This is a genomic window from Gandjariella thermophila (assembly GCF_005405885.1).
Lineage (GTDB): Bacteria > Actinomycetota > Actinomycetes > Mycobacteriales > Pseudonocardiaceae > Gandjariella > Gandjariella thermophila.
This window is the reverse complement of record NZ_BJFL01000020.1, coordinates 25,015-49,817: the sequence shown is the minus strand read 5'-3', so window position 1 is coordinate 49,817 and position 24,803 is coordinate 25,015. Positions and strand designations below refer to the sequence as shown.

The following is a 24,803-nucleotide window of genomic DNA, read 5'->3' as shown; positions in this document are numbered from 1 at the left end:
TCACGTTGGTTGCCGCGACTTGACGCCCGCATCAGGAAGCCACCTCCCCGTTGAGCACCACGCCGGCGAGCACCGGCGCCGCGTCCGCCAGCCGCGCCGGCAGCGGCCGGTCGGCGTCGTGCCAGTCGATCGGCACGGCGTGACCGGTGAGCCGCGCGTGGTCCAGGGCGCTGAGGATCCGCACGATGTCGAGCCCGCGCTCGCCCGGCGTGTCCGGTCGCCGGCCGGTGCGCACGCACTCGACGAAGTGGCTGTCCTGCACCAGCAACGGCTCGCGGAACGCCACGTGCGGGGAGACCACGTCGCCGGTCCGGTAGCCGACCGGACCGCCGGTCAGGTGCAGGCCGACCGCCGCCTTCGGTTGGACACCGCGGTCGTACACCCGGATGCGGTCTATTTCGGACAGATCGTCGTAGACGGCCATCTTCCGGTCGCCGACCACCGTGACGGAGCGGACCTTGTTGGGATTGAGCCAACTCACCCGCACGAACGCGCGCGTGCCGATCCGTTCGAAGTCGAGCGCCAGGTAGGCCACGTCAACGTGCTGGTGGCCGAGGTCGTGATGAGCCCAGGCGGACACCGACGACGGCATGTCGTCGAGCAGGAACGAGATGATCGACAGGTCGTGCGGCGCCAGATCCCAGACCACGTTGACGTCGCTCTGGTAGATGCCCAGGTTCAGCCTTGCCGAGTCGATGTGCAGCACGCTGCCCAACTCGCCGGACGCGATGATCTCCTTCAGCTTCCAGACCGCGGCGTTGTACTCGAACGTGTGGCCGACCATCAGCACGGCATCACGCTCGGCGGCCGCGGCCACCATGGCCTGCGCGTCCTCGACCGACGTGGCGAGCGGTTTCTCCACCAGCGTGGGCCTGCCGGCGCCGAGCGCGTGCAGCGCCACCTGCGCGTGCGTGGTGGGCGGCGTGGCGACGACGACCGCGTCGACATGGTCGAGGACCTCGGCGAGGTCGCCGGCGGTGGTCGCGGTGGGGAACTGTCTGCGCGCCTCGTCCAGCCGTTCCGGGCGCTGGTCAACGACGGTGACCTCGACTTCGGGCAGGCCGCAGAGCACGCGGACGTGCTTCGCCCCCCAGTATCCGTAGCCGACGACGGCAACCCGGGTGGTCTCTCGTGATGGCATCACCACCACCCGCTTCCGTTGCCGCGTGGCCGTGCGCGACGCAGCGTGAAACCACGCACGTGAATCATTTGGGCCCCCCGTGTGTTCATTATCGATAAGCGGCGACGGAAAAATTCGATCGCCGATCGGTATGCTATGAGCGCGACCACCGGGCGCGCACGGTCGAATACACGGAAGGACTGGCAGAACACTCGGCCAGGCGGGGAATCGCGGGACGTCGGTCACGCGGCGGATTCGGCGTCCGTGATCGGTGGGCGTGCGCCGAGGCTGCGTGCCGTGAGGGGGGCTGCCACGGGTCACCGACAGCGGGAGGGGGCCGTACCCGCACCGTGGTCACCCTGCGTCAACATCACGGCGGGCTCGATCGGGTCAGTGGCTCGGGCGGGACACCCGGACGCGTACACGGCCGTAGCAAGCGGCGTCACGGAGCCGAGATTCCCGGAGGTCACCCCGTGCCCGATCGGACCACGATCGGATCGCGGCCGATCCATCCGGCCGGCCGCGCGGTGCTATCGGCGTCCGCCGAGGCGCTCGGTGACGAAAGCGACCACGACCACGACCGCGAATCCGGTGCAACCGCCGCCGGCGATATCGGTGGCGTAGTGCAGATGCAGGCGGATAAGAGCAATGGCCATACCGGCGGCGAGAACCGCCTGCACCAGGAATACGGAACCGACGACGACCGCGACGCCGCGACCCGGACGGCGCAGCCAGATCAGGGCCAGCACGGTGAGCAGGGAGACCACGGCGGTCGTGTGTCCACTGGGAAAGGACCAGTAGTCGTTGATCGTGCGCCCGAACAATGGCTTCAGACTCTCGGTCACCGCGATCGCCGCCGCTGGACCGAGCACCGCGAGCAGCACCATCCGCCAGCGCCCGACGGCATATCCCACGGCCGCCACCACGGTCACCGCGACCAGTACGGGCAGCAGGCTTCCCACGGTCGCCACCGCGTGCAGGACGGGGGCATGGCCGGCCACGTGGGCGCGCAGCCAGTCCTCGACGTCGGTATCGAGTTGGCCCGGGACGTGCTGCGCGCGGTACCGGACACCGAGGGCGAGGACGACCAACGCGCAGGTGCCGACGGCGAACCGCGCCGGTCCCCGGAGTTCCGGCGGCACCAGCGCCGACCGCACTGACCGCGCTTCCCGTACGTCCATGCACACCCTCCGTCGGCCCGCCAAGCCCGTCCGCCTGATCTGCCGGCAAGCATTCAACCGCGCGAGCACCGCGCCGTTCGCAGCGCGGCCGCGACATCCGGGACAACCCCACGAATGGTGGAACGGGCGATGGCGCGGTCCCACCACCCCCGGCAGTGGCCGAAGAAGACATTGGCCCCAAGAAACCCACTATCCACTCCGGACCCAATACTCACTATTCCGGTAATCCAGGGAATACGTTCGGACCCTCACGTTCACCTGTCTGGACCTAGACGTGTACCCGCCGTTCGGACCACGCTTTCGGAGACGGCCTGGAGGAAAGTTCCCAGGACTCCGAAACCGCATTAGCGCGCGGCATTTACCAAGGTAGTCGCCCCATGCCAAAACACCCTATTGCCACCCAGTCCTCCACCGACCCCACCGCCCTTTCGGTATGGGTCACGTGGGATCGAGATCAGCCGTCCGCGACCGAGCATCGGGTGTACCGGAACGGCGTTCGGATCGCCGTGGTACCCATGACGGTCGACAAATGGGACGGCTGCGCCTGGCGGGACAGCACGGTCACCGCGGGGACGACCTACGACTACTTCGTGACCGCCGTGGTCGGCGGGATCGAACTGCCCGCGACCCAGCACGCCCAGATCCGGGTGTCCGGCAGCGGCGGCCCCGTCTTCACAGCCAACGGCACCACGCGGGCGGCCATCCAGGCGGCGGGGGACGCGGCGAACGCCGCCGGCGGCGGGGTGGTGCAGCTCGCCGGGACACCGAGCGCGCCGGTCACCTACGCGCTGGACGGCATGGTGGACGGCACCGCATGGTCCAATGTGGTCATCCGGGGCGGCGGCAAGACCGCGACGATCATCCAGCCTGCCCCCTCGTGGATCGGTAACCCCGGGTCCGGCGGCGTCAGTCCGACCCTCATCCGCTTCGGCAGGACCGTGAACACGGCCGGGTCACTGGCCGCCGCGATCAACCCCGGCGACCGCACGACCCAGTGGACCTCCGTCGCCGGCCTGGCGGTCGGCGACGTGATCAAGTTCAACCAGCGGCAGCCGCAGACCGGCGACCCCAACACCTTCCTCGCCCGGTGCCGCAGCCTGGGCATCGTCCACGACCCGACCGGTATGGACGACCGTTTCCCCTGCGAGACCAACGAGATCGTGGCGATCAGCGGCACCTCGGTGACGTTCCGGTACCCGTTCGCCTGCCACTTCACCACCTCCGTGGTGCCGCAACGCATCGTCTGCTCGCGGGTCGGTGTCGAGCGGTGCACGGTGCAGGGCAAGTCCAGCACCAACATGGAGTTCTTCTGGGGCGTCGACCTCGGCGACTCGGCGTTCTCCCACGTCGCCGACGTCCTGGTGCGCTGGACCAACGCGAAGTTCATCGCCACGAAGGGGTACCGCAACCGCATCGTGGACGTGGACGGCCCGGACGGCGGCGCGGCGGGATACGGCAGCGCCGGCACGGACGGGAACACCGTCAAGTACCGCGTGCTCGCCGAGGAGGGTGCGAACCTCACCATGGTCGGCTGCGTGTGGGGCACCAGCGGGGACACCCACCAGCAGTCCTGGATGACCGGTGAGTTCATGCAGCGCGTCGTCGTCCGGCACTCCCAGTTCTTCGACACCCTGTCACACGCCGTCAACGAGCACGGCACGGGCAGCCGGTACTGGCTGGTGGAGAACTGTTACTTCCACCCCGGACCCAACGGTCGCGCCGTCTGGCACGGCAATGGAAGCTGGGGATTCTCCGGCGAGACGATCACCCGGAACTGTCTGGTCGACGGCGGGTTCGACGCGCTGTACTACCCGGAGAACCCGCGCTCCACGATCGTTCTGGACTGCACCCTCCGGAACTTCTCCAACACCGCACTGTGGATCAACGGGTGGGCCGGAAGCGGTATCGGAGGCATCCAGAACCCGGCCAACTACGGGTCGATCAAACTCGTCTTCCGCAGGAACACCGTCTCCACCACGCTCGACACCGGCTACGGCGTGGTGTCCGACCAGGGCGTGCCCACCACCGGTTACCAGTACCTGGGCGTGAAGGACATCGTTATCAACGGCAACTCCTTCGCGCAGGCCGGCCAGTTCCGGTCCGCGGTGTGGCTGCGCGGCGACTCGACGCAGACCAACCGGTTCCAGATCTTCGACAACAGCCGCACCTATCTCGGCAGTCCCGCGTGGCGGGCGACACTGCCCGCCCTGGTGCCGGGCGACTACCTCAACAACAACGGGGACGGCGTCACCTACGGCAGCCGGTCGGTGCAGCCATGGGAAGTCGAATCGTTCGCTTGGGAAGGCTACGACACGGTCATGAGCAGCAACGGAATGCCGGTCACTCTCACCGACGCGCCCGTCATCACCACCGACGCGTCGCTGTCCAACCATTTCCGGGTCACGCTCGGCGGCAACCGGCTGCTGGCCAACCCCACCAACGCGACGGACGGTCAGAAGGTCATCTGGGAGATCATCCAGGACGCCACCGGCAACCGGTCGCTGAGCCTGGACAGCGCGTTCACCTTCGGCACCACGATTCCCTCCTTCACCACCACGGCCACGCCCAACCGGCGGGACTTCCTCGGTGCCGTGTACAACGCCACCACCGCCAGGTGGTACGTCCTCGCAGTGGCGAAGGGGTACTGATGGCCGCCACGGTTCGTGCGGTGACCCAGGTCGCCTCCACGTCGGCGGGGTCGCTGAGCGCCGCCGCCCCGGCCGGAACCCAGGTCGGCGACCTGCTCATCGCCATCCACAACGCGAACAAGGGCGACCTGGCGTCCATGACGGCCCCCGCCGCCTTCACCCTGAACGGCTCCACCACGCTGGTGTCGCAGTGGCCGCAGTTCGCCCAGGTGTGGCTCGCGACCCGGGCATCGGCGGGCGCCGGGCCGTACCCGTTCGCCGCGCCGAACGCCGCCGACGGTCACTCGGTCGTCCTGATCGCGGTGACCGGCTACGACTCCACGACCCCGCTCGCGGTCGGGGCGACCTGGAACAGCTCGGCGAGCGTGGCCACCGCGCAGGTGGCGCCGTCGGTCAGCCCGGCGGTGACCGGCGGGCTGCTGCTCTGCGGCTGGTCGTCCGACGTGTTCAACAACGTCGTGTCCTACACCACGCCCCCGGGCATGACGACGATCGCCAACATCGAGGGATCGGCCAACTACATCGCCACGGCGGCCGCGTCGCAGTCGCTGGCGTCCGCCGGCGCGACCGGGACCCGCACGGCGACGTGTTCGCGGGCAAGCCAGTACATCGCGGTGTCGCTGGTCGTCGCCTCGGCCGTGGTCGCCCCGCCGCCGACCGACACGTCGACGTTCTTCCCGTTCTTCGGCTGACCGTCTCGTGGCGGGTCAGCGGGCGCCGCTGACGTGCCGGCGGCGCCCGGGCCGGGGGTGCGCGGGTAAGGGGCTGCCGCGCAGCACGTCGACCCGGTCGGTGTCGAGGCGGCCCATCACCCAGCTCGTGCCGGGCAACGCCTTGGCGTGCCGCTTGAGTGGGGCGAGCCGGGCGGACACGTCGCGGTAGTCGCGCACCGCGCCGGCCGAGCACACCAGGGTGGCCAGCGACAGGGTCACCTCGCGGCCGGCGGCGGTGAACGGCGTGTCCAGCAGCGTGCTGGCTAGCGGCCCAAGCTGCTCCAGGCCGGCGGCGATGAGGAAGTCGTCGCCGCCGACGTGGCCGACGGCGACGCCGGGCAGGGTGGCGGCGACGTCGGTCAGCGCGCGGCCAAGAGCACGGATCAGCTCGTTGCCCGCGGCGAACCCGCCGGTGTCGTTGACGGACTTGAAGCCGTCCACGTCCAGCCAGCCCACCGCGAAGGTCTCGCCGGCGGCCAGCCGGCGCTCGATGTCCTGGCCGACCTCGTCGCTGCCCGGCAGCCGGGTCAGCGGGTTGAGCGCGGTGGCGTAGCGGACCTGGTGGTCGACCAGCCCGCGCACCACGTCGCCGACCTGGACCACGCCCAGCACGGCGTAGTGGTCGTCGACCACGACGATGTCGTCGTGCCGGCGGACGCGTTCCACGCCGGCGAGCATCTGCAGCAGGCCCAGCGCGGTGCAGTCGGCCCGCACCACGAACGGCGGGTCGGCCAGGCGCCGCGCCAGGCGGCGGGTGTAGAGGGCGTGGCCGTGGGGGCCGCTCAGCGAGAGCAGGAACCGGGTGCGGTCGAGGAACGCGCGCGGCCGCCGCTGCTCGTCGGTGAGGATCACGCTGTTGGCCAGCGGGCGGTCGGCGAGCGCGGACCAGGCGGTGTGCGCCGTGACGTCCTCGCGCAGCATGGTCGCCGCGTGCACGAAGTCGGTGACCAGCGGGCCGGGGTCGCGGGCCGGCGACACGGCGCTCTCCGGCTCGATCAGCGCGGTCATCGTCTCGGACAGGGTGGCCGCGGCCAGCGGTCGCCGGCTGGCGGGCGCCAGCAGGTCACCCTGGGCGAGGTGGCCGCCGGCCGCGCGCAGCGCGGTGAGCTGCGCCTCGGTGGCCACCCCGATGCCCACCACCTGGGCGCCGATGCGGCTGGCCAGGTGCGCGATCGAGCCGGCCACCGCCCGCTGCGCCGCGGCGTCGGGCAGCCGGGCCACGGTCGCCGCGTCGAGCTTCAGTAACTCCGGGCCGGCCTCGATGATCAGCCCGAGCGGCGTGCCCGCGTCGCCGAGGTCGTCGAAGGCGACCCGCAGGCCGGCGCGGCGCAGCAGGCTCAACCCGTGGATGAAGTCCGCGCGGGCGAGACCGTCGAACGGGGCGCCAATCTCCACCACCACGTCCCTGGGCCGGTGGCCGCCCTCGCGCACCGCGTCGAGCACCGGGCCCAGCTCCTCCGGGCGGTCCACAGTGGACGCGGCGAGATTGACGTGGGTCGGCAGCGCGGTCCGGTACTCGGCGGCGGCGCGGATCGCGGTCGCGGCCAGCGCCACGTCGACCCTGGCGCGCGGGTTCTCCCGCCCCACCTGGCGGCGAAGGTCATCGGCGGTGCGGGCGGTGACGCGGACGGTCGCCTCCATGGCGACGACGCCGCCGGTGTGGAGGTTGAGCAGCGGCTGGTACGAGACGCGCACATGGTCCAGCGCGACGGCCACGGCGCCCATCCTGGCGCCTTCCACCGGTGCGGAACGAGGGGTTTCACGAGGTGTTCACGCGCATGCGAGACGACCTTTGGACGCGCGGGTACCGCGTTGGTCCTGCGGGCCACCGGTTTCCGAACGCTCGACGCTAACCCGCCGTCAGCGTCCTCGGTGGGGTCGGTGCGCCGGGGAACGTCCGGCGCGTGCGCGGTGCTGCCGATGGCGGTGATCACCTCGTTGACCCGGCCGATCGCGGCTTGGGCGTGCATGCGGATGTCGTTGCGGTCGGTCTTGCCGGCGATCGCATGCAGGTTGAGGGCCACCTCGTAGAGGTCGTCGATGATCCGGTCGAGTTCCTGCACCATCTGGCCGTGGAGGTCGGCGAGCGCCCGCCGGGTGGCCTCCGCGTGCGCGGTGACGGAACTCCCGCGACCGTGACCGTCCGGGCTGAGTTCCTCGGCCGGCGGCCGCCGCACCTCACCGCCGATACGCGGCGGGGGCTGCTTGCGGGCACCCCGAGGGGCGTTGTCGGAACCGGGCATGGATGCCGCGAGCAACGCCGCGGCCAGCGAAATGCCTGGCCAGGCCATGCTCACTCCCCCTAGGTGGGTGCCACCGGGGTCCCGAGCAACACCTGGTCGTCAAGTGCTTTCCGGCCATGCGATTACGGCCGTGTCCAGAATAGGTCCAAACAGGCACCGCGGCAAATATCGACTGATGCGTCCGCCGCCGCGAGACTCGAATTCGATTCGCGAAATGGGCGGGACCTCGGTCGTGGTCGTGGACGGCCTTTCGCCCCGTGACTTTCCGCCCGCTGGGACTAGCCTCCGATGTGTACATGGGAGGTGTACACACGGTCGGAAGCGTTCATCCGGACCCCTGTGGCGCGCCGGCTGGCACCCAAGGTCTAGCGGAGCCGGTGGTGCATGCGGCATGGCTGGGGATCGCTTTCGGCTGGCACGGGCGTTGGCGGCGATCACGGTCGAGCTCTCGGAGCCCGCGGAGTTGCCGGCCCGGCTGTGCGGAGTGTGCCTCGAGGTACTTCCGGTCGACGGAGTCGGCGTGACGCTGGTCACGCGAGATCAGGAAGGGCGGGCAATGCTGGGCGCGAGCGACGCGGTCGGGGCCCGGATCGAGCAGCTGCAGTTCGACCTCGGCGAGGGCCCGTGCGTGTCCGCGTTCAGCGACGCGCGCCCGGTGCTGGTTTCGGATCTGGGCGCGGCCGATCCGAGCGGGCGGTGGCCGATGTTCACCAGGGCCGCGCAGGCTCTCGGGGTCGGCGCGCTGTTCGCGTTCCCACTGCAAGTGGGTATCAGCGGAATCGGCGTGCTGGACTGCTACCGCGCCAATCCGGGCGCGCTGGAGGCGGAGGCCGAGGCGCTGGCGGTGGCCGACGCGGTGACCCTGGCCCTGCTGAACTACCAGGCGCAGCTCACCACGGAGGGTGGCCCCGGTGACGGTGCCGACCTGTTCGACCTGTCCTGGCGCAACCACGCGGTGGTCCACCAGGCGACCGGCGCGCTGGCGGCGCGGCTGAAGATCGACACGGGGGAGGCCCTGGCCCGGCTGCGCGGCTACGCCTTCCGCCACGCCCGCCGGGTGGACGAGGTGGCCGAGGACGTGATGGCCGGGCGGCTGGACCTCGGCGAGGAACAGGAGTGACGCCGTGTCGGCGTCGAGCAGGTACGCGATCGCAGGGGAGGAACCATGACGACCCGCGCGACTCGGGAGGCGGTGCTGGCGGCCGCTTTCGTGGACATCGCCGACACCATGGTCGCCGACTTCGACGTTCTGGACCTGCTGCACCGGGTGGCGCGGCACTGCGTGAACCTGCTCGACGCGTCGGCGGCCGGCATGCTGCTCACCGACGGGCATGGCAGCCTGCGGCTGCTCGCCTCCTCCAACGAGCAGGCCCGGTTGGTCGAGCTGTTCCAGCTGGAGAACGACCAGCACGGCCCGTGCGTGGAGTGCTTCCACCGCGGTGAGCCGGTCACCGCGGTGGGTCTGTCCCGGTGGGCCGACCGGTGGCCGGGGTTTGTCCGGGAGGCCGCGCACCAGGGGTTCAACACCGTGCACGCGCTGCCCATGCGGCTGCGGGACCAGGTCATCGGGGGGCTGAACATCTTCCGCGTCGAGACCGCGCCGCTACCCGCGGACGACCTGATGCTCGCCCAGGCACTCGCGGACAGCGCGACGATCGCCATCGTGCAGCAGCGGGCCATCGCTCGCACCGAGATGCTGGTCGAGCAACTGCAGGGCGCGCTGAACAGCCGAGTGATCATCGAGCAGGCCAAGGGCGCGCTGTCCGGCACCAACCACATCAGCGTCGAGGAGGCGTTCCGTCGGCTCCGTGACTACGCGCGGGCGCACAACCTGCTGCTCACCGACGTCGCCCGTGCGGTCGTCACCGACCAGAGCCGAGCGGTGGAGGTGCTCAGGTTCGCCGGCCGGCCGCGGTCCTGAGCCCGGTCCTAGGCCGGATACGTGTGGGTTTCGGTGGCCTTCACCGCCGCCCACAGCGCGTTGCCCTCGGTGAGGTCGAGTTCGGCGACCGCGGCCGGGGTGACGTCGGCGAGTACGTCGGGCGTGCCGGCCAGCCGGACTCGGACGGTGTGCGCGTGCTGCTCGACCCCGGCCACGGTCACCGGCCAGGTGTTCCGCGGGCTGCCGTCCGGCCGGCCGGCGTGCAGGCTGACCGCTGTGGGCGGGAAGGCGACGAACACCTCGCCGTGCGCCGGCTCGGCGGTCGTCAGCGTGCCGCCGCCGACAAGGTCGACCAGGGTGCCCTCGGCCCGGCCCCGGTAGACGTTGAGCCCGACGAGGGTGGCCACGTAGTCGGTGCGCGGGTGCCGGGCGATGTCCGCGGGCCGGCCCTGCTGCACCACCTCGCCGTTCTCCACGACCAGCAACTCGTCGGCCAGCACCATGGCGTCCAGCGGATCGTGGGTGACCAGTACGCAAGCCCCGGGATAGTCCCCGAGGTGGCGGCGCAGTTCGGAGCGGATGTGGACGCGGGTGCCGGCGTCCAGCGCGGCGAGCGGCTCGTCCAGCAGCAGCAGCGCGGGCTCGGTGGCCAGCGCGCGGGCCAGGGCCACCCGCTGGGCCTGGCCACCGGACAGCGACCGCGGCCGGCGGCGGTCGTGGTCGGCCAGGCCGACCCGGCGCAACCAGTCCCGCGCCCTCCGCTGGGCGGTCCGGCGCGGCACGCCCCGGGCGCGCAGCCCGAAGGCCACGTTGTCCAGCACGGACAGGTGGCCGAACAGCAGGTAGTCCTGGAACACCACGCCGACCGACCGGTGCTCGGGCCGGACGAACGTGCGGTCCTCGGGGGCGTCGAGCACCCGGTCGCCGAGCCGGATGCGGCCGGCGGCCAGCGGTTGCAGCCCGGCCAAAGCGCGCAGGGCGGTGCTCTTGCCCGCGCCGTTCGGGCCGAGCAGCGCGAGCGTGCGGCCCGGTTCGAGGTCGAACCGGGTCCGCAGCCGGAACCTGGCGCCGCGCCGCACGTCCAGGTCGGCGTGCAGGCTCATCGCGTTTCCCTGCCGGATGCCTGCCCCGGCGGGCGCGGTGCTGGTCATGCGCTGGCTCCGATCCACCGTTCCCGCAGGCTGACCAGGATCACCACGGACACGGTGAGCAGCATCAGGCTGAGCACCGCCGCGCTGTCCGGGTCGGTCTCCAGCGCCAGGTAGACCGCGAGCGGCATGGTCTGCGTGGTGCCCGGGAAGTTGCCGGCGAAGGTGATCGTGGCGCCGAACTCGCCGAGGGCGCGGGCCCAGCACAGCACCGTGCCCGCGGCGATCCCGGGCGCCACCGCCGGCAGGGTGACCCGCCGGAAGGTCAGCCACCGGGACGCGCCGAGGGTGGCCGCCGCCTCCTCGTAGCGGGGATCCGCGCCGCGCAGCGCCCCCTCGACGGCGATCACCAGGAACGGCATCGCGACGAACGCCTCGGCGACCACCACGCCGGCGGTGGTGAACGGCAGCGAGACACCGAAGGCGGCGTCCAGGTACTGGCCGATCACGCCGCGCCGGCCGAACGCGAGCAGCAGCGCCACCCCGCCGACCACGGGCGGCAGCACCAGCGGCACGGTGACCAGCGCGCGGACCACGCGCCGGCCGGGCAGCGCCGTGCGCGCCAGCAGCCACGCCAGTGGCACGCCGAGCAGCAGCGAGATCGCGGTGGCCGAGGTCGCGCACACCAGCGACAGCCGCAGCGCCTGGCCCACCCCGGGGGCGACCAGCCGCTGCGGCAGCGTCGCCCACGGCGCCCGGACGAGCAGGCCGACCAGCGGCAGCACCAGGAAGGCGAGGCCGAGCACGGCGGGCGCGGCGAGCACCACCGGAACCCCCGCCCGCGCTCGGGCGGTACGGGTGCGGGCGGCCGTGTTCACGGCGCGCCGAAACCCGCCCTGCCGAGCACCTCGCGCCCCTGCGGCGACAGGACGTAGTCCACGAACGCCCGCGCGGCCGCGGCGTGCGGCGCCCTGGCCAGCGTGGCGATCGGGTAGTCGTTGACCGCCTTCGCCGCCTCCGCGAAGTCGACGCCGTCGACCTTGCCCTTCGTCGCGGCGACATCGGTGCGGTAGACCAGCGCGGCGTCCACCTCGCCGAGCTGCACCTTGGTCAGCGTGGCCTTGACGTCCTGCTCCAGCGTCACCGGCTTCGGCGTCACGTTCGCCGCCTGGAACGCCTGCTTCGCCGCGGCCCCGCAGGGCACCTGCTCGGCGCACAGCGCGAGCCGCACGTCCGGCCTGGTCAGGTCGGCCAGCGAGGCGATGTGCTTCGGGTCGCCCCTGGCCACCGCGATCTGCAGGGTGTTGCGCGCGAATGTGACCGGCTGGCCGCCGACCCCCCCGGCGTCGCGGACCTGCTTCATGTTCGTCGGGCTCGCCGAGGCGAACACGTCGGCCGGGGCGCCATTGTTGATCTGCTGGGCCAGCGCGGAGCTGCCGCCGAAGTTGAACTTCACCGACGTACCGGGATGCGCCGCCTCGAACCGCCTGCCCAGCTCGGTGAACGACTCGGTCAGCGACGCGGCGGCGAACACCGTCACGTCCCCGGTCACCGCCCCGCTTCCCGAGTTCGACGGCCCGGCCGGGCCACCGCCACAGCCGGCGAGCGCCAGGACGGCGGCGGCGAGGGCGGCCAGCGGGCGCCACGTTCTGCTCACGTCATGCCTCCGGGATTTCCACGGTGATCTGCGTAGACTTGATCGCCGCGACGGCGACGACGCCCACCTCCAGCCCGAGTTCGTCCGCCGCCTCCCGGCTCATCAGCGACACCAGCCGGAACGGCCCCGCCTGCATCTCCACCTGGGCCATGACCCCGTCCTTGGTGACCCGCGTGACGATGCCGCGCAGCCGGTTGCGGGCCGAGGTCCGGATCGCGGTCCCGGGCGGCGGGGCGTCGGCGAGCTGCTGGGCGAGTTCGGCCAGCTCCCGCCCGTCCACGGTGAGCCGGCCGCCCTCACCGCGGTGCACCGTGAGCCGGCCCTGGTCCGCCCAGCGGCGCACGGTGTCGTCGCTGAACCCCAGCAGCTCGGCGGCCTCGCTGATCCGAAATTGCGGCACAAACGCCGACGATACTCCCGCAGACGCGGTCAGCGGCACCCTTCGGTTCCGCTCGCGCGGAGGTCAGGTGTGCGTGACCTGCCGGGGCGCCATAACCCGCGGCGCGGTTACCAAGCCGGGCGATCCGCGCTCAGGCCTTGGGCAGGGGCGCGGGCATGACGGCCTGGCCACCTCGGGTAATGCTGATACGTCGATATCAATGGTGTCTTGTGCCGTCTTGCACCGAAATTCTAGCGCAGGGTGGGACACTCGATCCGACATTGTGGTAAGGGACAGGAGCCGATCGTGGATCTCGGAGAGAATGGCGCGGTCAGGGCAAAGGTCGCCGAATTGCACGCCCTTCGGACCGCGCTTGCCCAAGGCGACCACTCAGCAACCGAAAGGCAGCATGCCAAGGGAAAGCTGACGGTTCGAGAACGCATCGCGCTCCTACTTGATGAGGGCTCCTTCCAGGAGGTCGAGCCACTACGCCGACACCGTGCGACGGGATTCGGGCTCGACGAGGTGCGCCCGCACACCGACGGCGTGGTCACCGGGTGGGGCACGGTTCACGGCAAGCCGATCTTCGTCTACGCACATGATTTCCGTATCTTCGGCGGTTCGCTTGGCGAGGCGCACGCCGCCAAGATTCACAAGATCATGGACATGGCGATCAAGGCAGGTGCCCCCCTGGTCGGCCTGAACGATGGCGCGGGCGCCCGGATCCAGGAGGGTGTCACGGCACTGGCCGGTTATGGTGGGATTTTCCAGCGGCACGTGAAGGCGTCCGGGGTCATCCCGCAAATATCGGTAATCCTCGGGCCGTGCGCCGGAGGTGCGGCTTATTCGCCAGCCTTGACCGACTTCGTGTTCATGGTGCGTGACACCGCACAAATGTTCATCACCGGACCGGACGTGGTCCGGGTGGTCACCGGCGAACAGGTCGACCACGACGCCCTCGGCGGTGCGGACGTTCATGGTGAGGAATCCGGGGTCACGCACTTCGTGTACGACGACGAGCGGGCCTGCCTGGAGGACGTCCGCTACCTGCTGTCGCTGCTTCCGTCCAACAACCGCGAGTTGCCGCCTCGGCAACCCTCGGATGACCCGGTCGACCGGCCCGGCAAGCTACTGCTGGACATCGTGCCCGCCGACACCCGTCGGGCCTACGACATGCGCCGGGTGATCGAGGAGATCGTTGACGACGGCGAGCACCTGGAGGTCCACGAACGCTGGGCTACCAACATCATCTGCACCCTGGGTCGACTGGCCGGCGAGGTGGTGGGTTTCGTGGCCAACCAGCCTGCCGTGCTCGCCGGTGTGCTGGACATCGCCGCGAGCGAGAAGGCCTCCCGGTTCGTGCGGCTCTGCGACGCGTTCAACATCCCCCTGGTCACGTTACTGGACGTGCCGGGCTTCCTGCCCGGTGTCGCACAGGAACACGGCGGCATCATCCGGCACGGAGCCAAACTACTGTATGCCTACTGCGACGCCACCGTGCCCCGGATCTCCGTCGTGCTGCGCAAGGCGTATGGCGGCGCCTATATCGTGATGGATTCGCAGTCCATCGGAGCCGACCTGTGCTTCGCGTGGCCGACCAACGAGATCGCGGTGATGGGCGCCGAAGGCGCGGCTAACGTGATCTTCCGGAAGCAGATCGCGTCGGCTGACGATCCGGAGGCTATGCGGCGCCGCATGGTCAAGGAGTACCGCACGGAGCTGATGCATCCGTACTACGCGGCGGAACGCGGACTTGTGGACGACGTCATCGACCCGGTGGACACGCGTAGCGTGCTCATACGTTCGCTGTCGGTGCTGCGGAGGAAACATGCCGACCTGCCGTCGCGCAAGCACGGCAACCCACCTATGTAATGAGGGCGTATGAGAACCGAGCCGCTGGTCCGCGTAAGGAGCGGGAATCCTGACCCGACGGAGCTGGCCGCGTTGATCGTCGTCCTGACGCTGTTCCGGCGAGCCGCGCCGGAACAGCAACGACCCGCCCAGGGAGCTCCGAACTGGTCCGACCAGCGGTTGGAATACTGCCCGCCGTGCTCGTGGGCCCAGCCGAGCGGGGCCTTCGGCCGGTCGACCTAGATTCCGAGCGCGGTCCCCAGGAGATTCTGGGCCCGGTCTTGGCGGCGTCACGGCTTTCCCTCCTGAGCCAGGGCCTGCGAGAGACGGACCAACTGCTGCTCGTCGGAGTCGAGTTCGTCCGTGTCGGGAGCGGCGACGAGAACCGCGCTCCGGGAGGCAGGTTGATGACCGTGTGTTTGGCGTCGTAGCGCCGTCCGGACACACTCGACCTGCTCGTGGATGGGCCGCCCATGATCCAGGCCGGCCTCCACCAGTTGTGGACTCAGCTGTACCAACCCATCACGGCACTCGACCAGCCGGCGCCACCATCGCCGGTGTACGTGCATGGGGGACCACCTGTTGACCCAGCGATGCTTGGGCGCACTCTGCAGCGCGTCATTCGGAAACGCGATGTTGAGCTGATGCCATAACGGCCAGAGTTCGTCGTGGACCCGCCAGTGCCTCAGCCAGGTGCGCAGTGCGGCCAGTCTGGCGGCCAACCCGACGTAGGACACGCCAACCAGAAACACGGCAGTCCCCGCCGGAGCACCCTCATTGATCAGTGCGACAAGGTGCACGCCAAATCCCGGATGTCCCGCCCATCGTACGACCGTTGCCACGCAACGGACCACAGCGGTCAGGAAGTAACAGAAAAGTCCTACGGCAGCAATGCGTAGACCGATCCGGCCACGAGGATTCGCCTCTTCGGCGTATCGAAGGGCCAAGCGAGCGATCTGGATCGACATGTAAGAAATGTATGCATTACCAAGCAGGAAAAACGGTGCCAGCCCGGTTACGCTCATGTTTTCTGGCAGTCCGCCGACACCGGAGTAAGCCTGAGCCTGAACCGGCTCTGGCGTGGTGAACATCGCGATAGTCATCCCCGCGCAGACGGACAAGACAACCGCACCTTCGATCACCGCCCGCCGCAGGCCGCCCCCGGCTGAGAGGAGGAAGAACAACATCATCAAATACAGGGACACGGTGAGCGAGTAGTTAACTATCAACTTCAACGTCGGTACGGCGGTCCATCCCGTGATCGACTGGATCTTGAAGATGACCTCGGGTATTGTGAGAAGTTGGATTATCAGGCATACCACGATGGCGTACAGGCCTGCGTCGCGTGGCGTACGGACCAACCGGTACAGAAACCACGCCAGCGTCACGCACCGAAGGAGTACGGTGCTCATAGCCAGTTTCGTCCATCCCCGAGGGCGCGCTGGACGTGCCGCGCTCGTGTCGATCGGCTGGGCAGGTTCACCGAACGTGCGACAGCAGCGGATTCCAGTAGAATGCTGGCCACCGTTTCGGCTTCCCATTCATAGGCACTGCCGTGATAGGTGGTGCGTCGACGCATGGCGCGGCGGATGACCTCGATCGGGATGTTGGGCATCAGCGCCTGCAGGTCTTCTTCCTCGCTCGTCTCGGCGGGATGGTTGGACAGTATATGTCCCAGTTCGTGCGCCTTGATCTGCTCGTGGTGGGCTGGTGTGGTGGCAGCCTGATACAGGATGACATCATCCGCCGCCCTCTTGATCCACAACCCAGACGGTCCTGGCACCGGTAACGGGTAGGCCAGGACGGTGATCGGTCGACCACGGTGCTGGCTCAGACGTGCGCATAACTCGTCCATACTGGCCGGGGAGTCGAGCCCAACGGCCCGTAGTTCTTTTCGCAGACGCCGCCGCAGGCGAAACTCCCCTATTCTCCGTTGCAGGAGCGACTCCACCCGATCTTCCCCCTTTTTTTGGCTCAGCGTCAGAGTGTTGTGGCAAACTACGACCGCCGGCATGCTATCCAGGCGGAGGATCCTCCGAATCGGGCTGACCTTCCTTCGGTTTGAGCTGGCTCTCCTTGAACTCCACGAACTCCAGCACGTGTTTGATATCTTCTGCCGGTAGGCGGGCAGTACGGTACGCGATCTCAAGCACCTGCCCCTTGGCCAGTAAGGCAAGAAGCTCATAGTCCCGAGCGAGCTCACGTCCACGCGGTGAGTTGTTGAAGTATTCTGCTTCGACCCCGAAGTAGGCTATGAAGTCCTCAACCAGCTTGTGGCTTGGCTCGCTGGTCCCGTTGAGCAGCGCGTAGATGTAGCTCTTGGATACCGGGCGGCCCTGCCTTGTCATGTCCTTGGCGACCTCGCTTGGCGTGTACGGCCGACCGTCACCATGCCGTTTGGTCAGCATCAGGCGCCGTAGCTTGATCGCGAAGGTGTCGCCTTCGTGGTCGCCGCCCTCGGTCCCGGTCACACTGCCCACCCCCTCGAGCGTCCATCATAGTGGATCCTGTGGGGGCGGAGAGTCCTCCATAGTTGACCGCGAGTCTTCGATCGCGTACGCTGGCACAGCGTTGGTCCATCATATCGGACTCGCCCGGCGGAGGGCGCGATTCGTGATGCGCTCGGGGAGGAATAGCGAATGGCATGTCGTCGACACGGCGACCGAACAGCGGCGGGCATTGCTCGGGTGAAGCCGTGTAGGCACTGAGGTCGCTCATTCGGCCAGCACGTCCACGCCGCCTCGTCGGTGAAACAATCAGCGCGGCCGTTGGGCTGGTAATTCTTCAGGTTGACGTTGGCGTCGACCTGAACGCCTACGTTGCCTGGTTGGCAGGTAGATAGGCGGCCGTACGGGCTGCGATTATCTGTGAGATTGTTGGCGCGGGTTCAACAAAAACCTGGGGGTAGATTGACGGTGTGCGCCAAGCGTCTTAATATTGCTGATTTACAAGTGACCGGCGGAGCCGATGAGGATTTTCGTGCAGTGGTGCCGCCGCGGATGGACGAGGCCATCGACGACCGGTCGGTGTGCATCAGGGTGCTAGGACCGACGTCGGTCACACTGCGCGGCAGGTCGATCACGCCGACCGCGCCCAAGCCGAGGCAGTTGCTCCTGCTGCTGGCCCTGCGGCGTGGCCAGGTCGTCCCGGTGTCGACGCTGATGGAGGAAATCTGGGGGGACGATATCCCGCGCACCGGCACGACCACCTTGCAGACCTACGTCGTGCAGCTGCGCCGGCTGATCGCGGACTCGCTGCCCGTTCAGTCCCAGCGGGCGGCCAAGGAATTGCTGGCCACCCGGCTCAACGGCTACCAGTTGATGGCCACCTCGAGTTCGTTCGACCTGCGCGAGTTCGAGCGGCTGGCCGCTGATGGGGACACCGCGCTCAACCTGGGCGACGCGGCAGGCGCGTCCCGATACCTGGGCCAGGCGCTCGACCTGTGGCGTGGCCCGGCGTTGATGGATGTGTCAGTCGGGCGGGTGCTGGCCATCGAGGCGATCGGCATGGAGGAGGCCCGCATGCGGGTGCTCGAGCGGCGCATCCTCGCGGACTTCCACCTCGGCAAGCACGCGGCGCTGATTCCGGAGTTGCGCATGCTGGTGGAGCAGAACCCGATGCACGAGAACTTCTGCGCGCTACTGATGATCGCGTTCCAGCGTTCCGGTGCGGCCTGGCGTGCGCTCGAGGTCTTCCGGAATCTACGCAAGAACCTGGTTGAGGAGTTCGGCGTCGAACCGTCCGGTCGCCTGCAGGAACTGCACCAGGCGGTGCTGGCGAACACGCCGGAGCTGTCGCTGCGGGAGTACGGCCTGGCGTGACGCGGGGGCCCGCGGAAGTCACCGCCGCCCACGTCCTGCCCGCGTGCCGGTATGCGGGAGATCGGGCACACCGGCCTGCCTGCTGTGCCCGTTCGCGGCCACGCCCGCCCGGCGACCAGCCTCAACACCTCGTTGTGCCAGCTCCTTCAGCGTGTTGCAGGCCTCGGTCGACGTGTGCGAGACTCAACCAACCGGTTGGTGGAGTCCTGGAGTTGGCGTGTTGGAGCGTGTTGACCGGCGGGGTGAGATCGTTCGCGCTGCCTTCCGGCAGGTGGCGGAGGTCGGATTCGAGGGGCTACGGCTGCGGCAGATCGCCGAAGAGGTCGGCATTGACCATTCGACGCTGCATCACCATTTTCCGGGGAAGAAAGAAATCGTCGCGGGAGTCGCCGAATACGCGATCAGGCAGTTCGGCACGACCCTGCCGGAAGCAACTGGTCCGGACGAGTCACTGCGGGAGTATCTGACGCATCTGCGGGAGCTGCTGGCGAGTTCGCCGGAGGTCTTCGTCGTGACGGCGGAGCTCAGCCTGCGTGCTCGCCGGGACCCGGCGGTCCGGAGGGTGATGGAGCATCACGAAGCCAACTGGCGTCGGTCGTTGCGCGAGTTGCTGGTCGCGGGGGGTGAGCGGGGCGTGTGGTCGGATCGCGTGGACACAGACGGCGCGGTGGAGTTGGTGATCGGGGCGGTCAAGGGCGTTCAGCTGAACCCGGAATCGGCCGGTGTCGTGTTCGCCCAGTTGGATTCCTTGTTCGCAAGATAATGACCGCGGGCTGAGCCTGGTGAGCGTGCGGTCAGTGTTGACCAAGTTATGAATATTTCAGCGTTGCCAGTTGGTCGACGACTGGCAGAGCCTACTGGTGTTCGCCTAGAAGAGAGTACGTATCATGTCTGACCGCCTATCGGTCCAGAATTCTGAATCGAATCCGGCGATACTTTCCCATCGGCAGATCCTGTACGTGGTGTCCGGCCTGCTCATGGGAATCTTCCTGATCGCCATGGAGCAGACGGTCGTCGCGACCTCCGTCCGCGTCATCGCCGACGACCTCGGCGACTACACCGAGCAGGCGTGGGTGACCACCGCGTACCTGGTCACCTCCACGATTGTCACACCGCTGTACGGCAAGGTCTCCGACATTTTCGGGCGCAAGCCCTGTTATCTGTTCGCCATCTCGCTGTTCATGCTCGGTTCGCTCGCCTGCGCGTGCGCGACCTCGATGTACGAACTCGCCGCCTTCCGGGCGGTGCAGGGCATCGGCGCCGGTGGCCTGGGCGTGTTGGCGTTCACGATCCTCGGCGAGATCGTCGCGCCCCGGGAACGCGCCCGCTACCAGGGCTACTTCCTGGCGGTGTTCACCGGTTCCAGCGTGCTGGGACCGGTCATCGGCGGCTTGTTCGCCAACGCGCAGAGCATCGCCGGTATCACCGGCTGGCGGTGGGTGTTCCTCATCAACGTGCCGTTCGGTCTGGCGGCGCTGGCCGTCGTGGTGAAGGTCCTGGACATCCAGCACTTGCGCCGCGAGGGCGTCCGCCTCGACTGGATCGGCGGCGTGTTGCTGACCATCGCACTGGGCCCGATGCTCGTGGTGGCCGAGTTCGGCCAGGTCTGGGGCTGGGGGTCGGTCCCGGCCGTCGCCTGCTTCGTGGTGTTCGGCGTCGGCCTCCTCGCCTTCCTCTGGACCGAGCGACGGATGGGCGCGAACGCGCTGCTGCCGCTGCACATCTTCCGGAACCCGCGGTTCTCTCAGGGCACCGTTCTCGCCTTCATCCTCGGTGCGCTCATGATCGGCACTTTCAGCCTGCTGCCGCAGTATTTCCAGGTGGTGCTGGGCGCCGAGCCGACCCACGCCGGCGTCCTGCTCCTGCCGATGATCGCCGGTACCATCGTCGGTGCACTGGTGTCGGGCCAGGTCATCTCCCGCACCGGGGGTTACCGGGTGCACTCGCTGGTCTCGGCGGTCGTCACGGTGGCCAGCATGTTCCTCATGTACGTGCTGTCGGGGACCGAGAACCAGTGGGCCCTGCTACCGGTGACCTTCGCCCTCGGCGCTGGCATCGGGTGCTTCAACCAGCCGATCACGCTGGTGATGCAGAATATTCTCCCGGCCCGGGACCTGGGCATTTCAACGGCGGCGGCCACCTTCTTCCGGCAGATCGGCGGCACGGTCGGTGTCGCGGTCTTCCTCGCGTTGTGGTTCGCGCTCACGCCGTCGGCCATGGCGGGCCAGGTGGGCTCCGCGATTCGGCAGCCGGCTTTCCGCCAGGAACTCGCCCAGACGGCGAAGGGCGTGGCCGACCCGGCGGCTCGGCAACTCGTCGCCAGCCTGAACTCGGGTAACACCGACGCGGCGCAGAACGTCGTGCACAACACGTCGGTGCTCCAGGCTCTGCCCGACTCGGTCAGCTACCCGCTCAGGCAGGCGTTCGCCGATTCGATGAGCACCGTCTTCCTGGTCGCGACCGCGTTCGCCGTCGCCGGTCTCGTCGTCATGGTCTTGTGGAAGTCGGTGCCGCTGCGCGCGAAGGCCGGCGCTCAGGAGGCCGCGAAGGAGAGGGCGGCAGCCAAGGGCTAACCGCGGGTCAGCGGAAGGCGGCGGAGGCGCATGCCTCCGCCGCCTTCCGCCGCACGTCACCGCGTGGCCTGCTCAGCGCAGGCGCGCCTGGAGGAAGGAGAAGTCCCGCAGCGGCAGCGAACGCCGGCGGACCGGCTCCCCCACCAGCTCCAGGGTCGGCATGCGCTCGGCGACGGCCATCAGCACCGCGGTGATCTCCATACGCGCGAGGTTGCGGCCGAGACAGTGGTGGATGCCGCCGCCGAAGGCCAGCGACCGGGGGGAAGGTCGGTGTGGATCGAACCGGTCCGGGTCGGCGTTGGCCGCCGGGTCCCGGTTCGCCGCGGCGAACAGGACGCGGACCTGCGATCCGGCGGGCACCTTGTGGTCTCCGAACCGGACATCCTCGGCGGCGATCCGGAAACCGGCGGACATCGGCCCGGATGGATCCCACCGCAGCACTTCGTCGGTGAACCGCATGGCGCCCTCGTAGGTCTTGAGGTCCGGCCGGTACTCCGGATGCCGCAGCAGCGTGAGCACGCTGATGTCGATCGCGGTGGCGGTGGTCTCGTACCCGGCGGTGAGCAGGGCGACGAGCATCGCTTGCAGTTCGTCGTCGCTGAGCTGGCTCCTGTCCTCGGCCTGGATCGCGGCGAGCGCCGAGACGAGGTCGTCCCGCGGGTTGGCGCGCCGCCGCTCGACCAGCTCCCACAGGTGGCCGGTGAGCCGTGCGAAGGCGTCGTCAGCGGCCTTGATGGCCGCCGCGTCGGCCGAGGGATCGATGACGTTCATGATGGGCGGGATCAGCTCGGCCAGCAGCCGGTCGTCGTCCAGGGGGAGGCCGAGCAGCTGGGCCAGCACCCGCAGTGGAACCGGCACCGACAGCTCGTCGTGCAGGTCGATCGGCCGACCGGCGGAGCGCTCGGCGACGGCGCCGACGTGGTCGGCGGCGATGCGCATGACGTCCTGCGTCAGCGCCTCGACCCGACGCGCCGTGAACGCCTTGCTGACCAGCTGGCGCAGCCGGGTGTGCTTGGGTGGATTGGAGTTCACCAGCGACCTCACCAGCATGAGGAACGGGTCGACGCGGTTGCCCTCCGGCATCATTCCGATCAACGCGTCCTCGTCCGGCGCCGGGAAGAGCGTCGGGTTCTTCAGCAGGTACTCGCAGTCGGCGAATCTCGTCAGCACATGGGCGCCGAGTTGTTCGCTGAAATACACGGGCGCGTTCGTGCGCAGCCATTCGTAGAGCGGGTAAGGATCCGCTAGTCCTGGAGACAGCAAACGGTCCATGACCGAGGACGCGTCCCGAAGGTCCTCGTGCTCGTCGACGTAATTGTTCACGATTCCGCTCCCTGGCGGTCCGGCAGGCATCGGCCTCGAGCCTGGACGCGACATTGGGCCATTGCCAAATCGTATGACCTGCGCCCACACAACGGCTTGAGGCTGACTAGGGCGGCGTGACCGAGCCTCTCCGCCGAGACTCATCCACGGCTCAAGGTCCTGTCAAGTTTCCGACCCTAGTCTTCGAGAAAAGGTCGCGAGATTGGGGACGAGGATGGCTTCGAGCGCCGACTACGAACGCATTTTCATGCTGCTGTACTCCAATGTCGCCGGACAGGCACTGGCTGTCGCGCTTGACCTCGAGATCGTCGACGCGATCGACTCCGGGCTCACCGATCCGACCGAGTTGGCCCGCGGCCTGAACGCCGACCCGCGGAACCTGACGCGGCTGCTGCGCGCGCTGGCCGGGCTGGGGCTGTGCGCCGAGGACGACACCGGGCGCTTCAGCCTGACCGAGAGCGGCAAGCTGCTCCGCAAGACGGACCCGAACTCGCTGGCGAGCCTGGCCAAGCTGACCACCGTGCACATCGGCGACCTGGTCTCCTGGCACGAGATGAAGAGCTCCGTCCTGACCGGGAAGTGCGCGTTCAAGGACCGCAACGGGACCGACTTCTTCGGCTACCTGACCGCCCATCCAGAGCTGTACGAGAGCCTCAACCTGGCCATGCGGCAGGGTTCTCGGCTGATCGCCAAGGACATCGCGCAGGCCTACGACTTCCCGGAAGGCGCGGCGGTCACCGACATCGGCGGTGGTGACGGCACCCTGCTCGGGAATGTGCTCGCCGCCCACCCTGGGCTCACCGGCACCCTGTACGACACGGCGGCCGGGGTGGCCCAGGCCAAGGTCACGCTCGACGAGGTGGGCGTGGCGGACCGGTGCACGGTGACGGCCGGCGATTTCTTCCAGTACGTGCCCGCCGGATCGGATGTCTACCTCATCAAGAGCGTGCTGCACGACTGGGACGACTCGGCCGCGCACGAGATTCTGGTGAACTGCCGCCGCGCCATTCCGGACCACGGACGGTTGCTCATCCTCGAACCGGTGCTGGACGACTCGGTCGCGGCGTCGGGCGCGGTGTACTCGCGTCTGAGCGACCTCAACATGATGACCGCGCTGGGCGGCCGGGAGCGCAGCCGGGAGGACTTCGAGAAGCTCTGTGCCAAGGCGGGTTTCGACGTCATCCAGGTGCGGAAGCTGGAGCGGTTCGACCTGTCACTGATCGAAGCGGCGCCGGCCCCCGTCGAAGGCCAACGATGACCGCGCAGTGCACGGAAACCGAGTTCGACACGCGGTTGCTCGCCGAGCGCGCCGTTCAACAGGTCCATGCGTTCCACGGTGACCTCGTCGCGCGGATGCTGCTTTCCGAACAGGACGGCGACGGCGCGCTCGCGTCACGGCTGCGCACGGAGGAGCCGCTGTACAGGTGTCGGGACGGCTCGGTCGCCCTGACCGACGGAACTGTTGCCGCCGACGTGCTGCGCGACACCCGGTTCACGAGTGTTCCCGCGGAGCCGGGCACCGCGCAGTACACGTTGGCCTGTGTCGACGAGGTGATCCGGGCCGAATCCGGTGTCGTCGCGCCGGAGTCGCCGTCCACACAGGACGAGGTGAATGGTGCCGTCAGCCGGGTACTGCGAGCGCGCCCGTCGGCGGAGCTGGACCTGGTGACCGAGGTGATCAGGCCGGTGGTGGCGGACGTGCTCGGCGACGCCCTGGACGTTCCAATCGTTCGACGGCAACGCTTTCAGCGGCTGACGGAGCTGGCGGGCAGGGCCATGGACGCGTCCGTCTGCCCGCCACGGCTGACGGACGGGTACGCGCTACGGGATTCTCTGCGGGAGTTGCGGGACCTCTGCGGTGCGGAAGCCTACGCGGTCGCCGTCCTCGGCGCCGAGATGGCCGTCAACCTCGCCACGAATGCTGCGCTCGGCATGCTCAGGGACCTGCCTGCGGCCGATGACCTGACCACGCTCGTTCCTCGCCTGCTGTTCCAGGACCCGCCCGTGCGTCTGCACAGGCTTTTCACCCGAGAACCCGTGGATCTCGCCGGCCAGCGGATCGAGGCCGGCACGCGGGTTCTCATCCTGAACGGCGCGGTCCGGCGCGAGCGGAGCGGCGCGCAGGCCACGGCACTGACCGTGGCTGCCCATCCGCGGCTGGCTCCGATGGCGATCGGGATCGCCATCGTGGTCGGCGCGGCACTGCGTGGCCACCTCGGTCGCCTCCGACTGATCGGTGGCCCCGCCAGGCGACTTCGCGCGCCGGTCACTCGCGCCATCGTCCGGCTGCCGGTGAGCGTCACGGATCGGGAGGCGCGGTGACC

Annotated in this window: 23 protein-coding genes; 12 read left to right on the top strand and 11 right to left on the bottom strand. The window is 68.9% G+C overall.

Translation table 11 applies throughout. The features are described from left to right. Nucleotides 1-31 precede the first annotated feature (31 nt). Both FFT21_RS18115 and FFT21_RS29220 read right to left on the bottom strand, forming a co-directional pair. Nucleotides 32-1,141, bottom strand: coding sequence for a Gfo/Idh/MocA family protein (locus FFT21_RS18115; RefSeq protein ID WP_137815078.1), 1,110 nt, complete (start codon nucleotides 1,139-1,141; stop codon nucleotides 32-34). Between the two features lie 509 nt (nucleotides 1,142-1,650). After that, nucleotides 1,651-2,082: a phosphatase PAP2 family protein gene (locus tag FFT21_RS29220; protein ID WP_192909614.1), complete on the bottom strand. Its 432-nt coding sequence runs from the start codon at nucleotides 2,080-2,082 to the stop codon at nucleotides 1,651-1,653. A 27-nt stretch (nucleotides 2,083-2,109) separates the two neighbouring features. On the opposite strand from FFT21_RS29220, the gene FFT21_RS29215 reads away from it, so the two are divergent. From FFT21_RS29215 to FFT21_RS18100, 3 genes are all read left to right on the top strand, one after another. Next, complete coding sequence (locus tag FFT21_RS29215; protein ID WP_192909613.1) at nucleotides 2,110-2,280, top strand: hypothetical protein; 171 nt, start codon at nucleotides 2,110-2,112, stop codon at nucleotides 2,278-2,280. A gap of 536 nt (nucleotides 2,281-2,816) precedes the next feature. Next, nucleotides 2,817-4,949, top strand: a complete 2,133-nt coding sequence (locus tag FFT21_RS18105; RefSeq protein ID WP_137815076.1) for a hypothetical protein — start codon at nucleotides 2,817-2,819, stop codon at nucleotides 4,947-4,949. Then, entirely contained in the window at nucleotides 4,949-5,641 is a 693-nt protein-coding gene (locus FFT21_RS18100) for a hypothetical protein (RefSeq protein ID WP_137815075.1), read from the top strand. Before FFT21_RS18105 ends, FFT21_RS18100 begins: the two co-directional genes overlap by 1 nt. Before the next feature lie 15 nt (nucleotides 5,642-5,656). Here FFT21_RS18100 and FFT21_RS18095 read toward each other — a convergent pair whose 3' ends face one another. Continuing rightward, on the bottom strand, nucleotides 5,657-7,387 hold the full coding sequence (locus tag FFT21_RS18095) for an EAL domain-containing protein (protein WP_225978529.1): 1,731 nt from the start codon (nucleotides 7,385-7,387) through the stop codon (nucleotides 5,657-5,659). A gap of 516 nt (nucleotides 7,388-7,903) precedes the next feature. On the opposite strand from FFT21_RS18095, the gene FFT21_RS30735 reads away from it, so the two are divergent. Both FFT21_RS30735 and FFT21_RS18085 read left to right on the top strand, forming a co-directional pair. Continuing rightward, nucleotides 7,904-9,025, top strand: coding sequence for a GAF and ANTAR domain-containing protein (locus FFT21_RS30735; protein ID WP_137815074.1), 1,122 nt, complete (start codon nucleotides 7,904-7,906; stop codon nucleotides 9,023-9,025). 45 nt (nucleotides 9,026-9,070) lie between these two features. Next, nucleotides 9,071-9,826 (top strand): GAF and ANTAR domain-containing protein, encoded by a 756-nt coding sequence (locus FFT21_RS18085; protein ID WP_137815073.1) that lies wholly within the window; start codon nucleotides 9,071-9,073, stop codon nucleotides 9,824-9,826. Nucleotides 9,827-9,834: 8 nt separating this feature from the next. Here FFT21_RS18085 and FFT21_RS18080 read toward each other — a convergent pair whose 3' ends face one another. The 4 genes from FFT21_RS18080 to FFT21_RS18065 are packed head-to-tail and all read right to left on the bottom strand — an operon-like array spanning nucleotide 9,835 to nucleotide 12,932. Continuing rightward, complete coding sequence (locus FFT21_RS18080) at nucleotides 9,835-10,938, bottom strand: ABC transporter ATP-binding protein (RefSeq protein WP_225978528.1); 1,104 nt, start codon at nucleotides 10,936-10,938, stop codon at nucleotides 9,835-9,837. Then, the gene (gene modB, locus FFT21_RS18075) at nucleotides 10,935-11,753 is read right to left on the bottom strand and encodes a molybdate ABC transporter permease subunit (RefSeq protein WP_137815072.1); all 819 of its coding nucleotides are present in this window, start codon (nucleotides 11,751-11,753) and stop codon (nucleotides 10,935-10,937) included. The genes FFT21_RS18080 and modB overlap by 4 nt, the downstream gene beginning before the upstream one ends. After that, the gene (gene modA, locus FFT21_RS18070) at nucleotides 11,750-12,532 is read right to left on the bottom strand and encodes a molybdate ABC transporter substrate-binding protein (protein WP_137815071.1); all 783 of its coding nucleotides are present in this window, start codon (nucleotides 12,530-12,532) and stop codon (nucleotides 11,750-11,752) included. The genes modB and modA overlap by 4 nt, the downstream gene beginning before the upstream one ends. Before the next feature lies 1 nt (nucleotide 12,533). Continuing rightward, nucleotides 12,534-12,932, bottom strand: a complete 399-nt coding sequence (locus FFT21_RS18065) for a TOBE domain-containing protein (protein WP_137815070.1) — start codon at nucleotides 12,930-12,932, stop codon at nucleotides 12,534-12,536. 285 nt (nucleotides 12,933-13,217) lie between these two features. On the opposite strand from FFT21_RS18065, the gene FFT21_RS18060 reads away from it, so the two are divergent. Both FFT21_RS18060 and FFT21_RS30730 read left to right on the top strand, forming a co-directional pair. After that, complete coding sequence (locus FFT21_RS18060; RefSeq protein WP_137815069.1) at nucleotides 13,218-14,783, top strand: acyl-CoA carboxylase subunit beta; 1,566 nt, start codon at nucleotides 13,218-13,220, stop codon at nucleotides 14,781-14,783. A gap of 9 nt (nucleotides 14,784-14,792) precedes the next feature. After that, nucleotides 14,793-15,005, top strand: a complete 213-nt coding sequence (locus tag FFT21_RS30730) for an acyl-CoA carboxylase subunit epsilon (RefSeq protein ID WP_137815068.1) — start codon at nucleotides 14,793-14,795, stop codon at nucleotides 15,003-15,005. A 47-nt stretch (nucleotides 15,006-15,052) separates the two neighbouring features. Here FFT21_RS30730 and FFT21_RS18050 read toward each other — a convergent pair whose 3' ends face one another. The 3 genes from FFT21_RS18050 to FFT21_RS18040 form a co-directional block, all read right to left on the bottom strand. Continuing rightward, nucleotides 15,053-16,150, bottom strand: coding sequence for an MAB_1171c family putative transporter (locus tag FFT21_RS18050; RefSeq protein WP_137815067.1), 1,098 nt, complete (start codon nucleotides 16,148-16,150; stop codon nucleotides 15,053-15,055). 20 nt (nucleotides 16,151-16,170) lie between these two features. Next, the gene (locus FFT21_RS18045; RefSeq protein ID WP_225978527.1) at nucleotides 16,171-16,527 is read right to left on the bottom strand and encodes a hypothetical protein; all 357 of its coding nucleotides are present in this window, start codon (nucleotides 16,525-16,527) and stop codon (nucleotides 16,171-16,173) included. A 250-nt stretch (nucleotides 16,528-16,777) separates the two neighbouring features. Next, nucleotides 16,778-17,233, bottom strand: coding sequence for a helix-turn-helix domain-containing protein (locus FFT21_RS18040; protein ID WP_137815066.1), 456 nt, complete (start codon nucleotides 17,231-17,233; stop codon nucleotides 16,778-16,780). Between the two features lie 528 nt (nucleotides 17,234-17,761). Here FFT21_RS18040 and FFT21_RS18035 point away from each other — a divergent pair. From FFT21_RS18035 to FFT21_RS18025, 3 genes are all read left to right on the top strand, one after another. After that, on the top strand, nucleotides 17,762-18,583 hold the full coding sequence (locus FFT21_RS18035) for an AfsR/SARP family transcriptional regulator (RefSeq protein ID WP_225978526.1): 822 nt from the start codon (nucleotides 17,762-17,764) through the stop codon (nucleotides 18,581-18,583). A gap of 217 nt (nucleotides 18,584-18,800) precedes the next feature. Further along, entirely contained in the window at nucleotides 18,801-19,346 is a 546-nt protein-coding gene (locus FFT21_RS29205; protein WP_192909611.1) for a TetR/AcrR family transcriptional regulator, read from the top strand. Nucleotides 19,347-19,545: 199 nt separating this feature from the next. After that, the gene (locus FFT21_RS18025; RefSeq protein WP_225978525.1) at nucleotides 19,546-21,156 is read left to right on the top strand and encodes an MDR family MFS transporter; all 1,611 of its coding nucleotides are present in this window, start codon (nucleotides 19,546-19,548) and stop codon (nucleotides 21,154-21,156) included. A 72-nt stretch (nucleotides 21,157-21,228) separates the two neighbouring features. On the opposite strand, the gene FFT21_RS18020 is transcribed toward FFT21_RS18025, so the two are convergent. After that, nucleotides 21,229-22,479: a cytochrome P450 gene (locus tag FFT21_RS18020; RefSeq protein ID WP_192909610.1), complete on the bottom strand. Its 1,251-nt coding sequence runs from the start codon at nucleotides 22,477-22,479 to the stop codon at nucleotides 21,229-21,231. 214 nt (nucleotides 22,480-22,693) lie between these two features. On the opposite strand from FFT21_RS18020, the gene FFT21_RS18015 reads away from it, so the two are divergent. Together FFT21_RS18015 and FFT21_RS18010 are read left to right on the top strand one after the other, a co-directional pair. Further along, nucleotides 22,694-23,737: a methyltransferase gene (locus FFT21_RS18015; RefSeq protein ID WP_137815062.1), complete on the top strand. Its 1,044-nt coding sequence runs from the start codon at nucleotides 22,694-22,696 to the stop codon at nucleotides 23,735-23,737. 35 nt (nucleotides 23,738-23,772) lie between these two features. Next, on the top strand, nucleotides 23,773-24,801 hold the full coding sequence (locus tag FFT21_RS18010) for a cytochrome P450 family protein (RefSeq protein WP_137815061.1): 1,029 nt from the start codon (nucleotides 23,773-23,775) through the stop codon (nucleotides 24,799-24,801). Nucleotides 24,802-24,803: the final 2 nt, after the last annotated feature.

Coding starts and splice junctions, on each gene's coding strand:
- FFT21_RS18115 (WP_137815078.1), bottom strand. CDS start 1,141: ATGCCATCACGAGAGACCACCCGGGTTGCCGTCGTCGGCTACGGATAC.
- FFT21_RS29215 (WP_192909613.1), top strand. CDS start 2,110: ATGGCCGGCCACGTGGGCGCGCAGCCAGTCCTCGACGTCGGTATCGAG.
- FFT21_RS18105 (WP_137815076.1), top strand. CDS start 2,817: ATGACGGTCGACAAATGGGACGGCTGCGCCTGGCGGGACAGCACGGTC.
- FFT21_RS18100 (WP_137815075.1), top strand. CDS start 4,949: ATGGCCGCCACGGTTCGTGCGGTGACCCAGGTCGCCTCCACGTCGGCG.
- FFT21_RS18095 (WP_225978529.1), bottom strand. CDS start 7,387: ATGGGCGCCGTGGCCGTCGCGCTGGACCATGTGCGCGTCTCGTACCAG.
- FFT21_RS30735 (WP_137815074.1), top strand. CDS start 7,904: ATGGATGCCGCGAGCAACGCCGCGGCCAGCGAAATGCCTGGCCAGGCC.
- FFT21_RS18085 (WP_137815073.1), top strand. CDS start 9,071: ATGACGACCCGCGCGACTCGGGAGGCGGTGCTGGCGGCCGCTTTCGTG.
- FFT21_RS18080 (WP_225978528.1), bottom strand. CDS start 10,938: ATGACCAGCACCGCGCCCGCCGGGGCAGGCATCCGGCAGGGAAACGCG.
- FFT21_RS30730 (WP_137815068.1), top strand. CDS start 14,793: ATGAGAACCGAGCCGCTGGTCCGCGTAAGGAGCGGGAATCCTGACCCG.
- FFT21_RS18035 (WP_225978526.1), top strand. CDS start 17,762: ATGGACGAGGCCATCGACGACCGGTCGGTGTGCATCAGGGTGCTAGGA.
- FFT21_RS18015 (WP_137815062.1), top strand. CDS start 22,694: ATGGCTTCGAGCGCCGACTACGAACGCATTTTCATGCTGCTGTACTCC.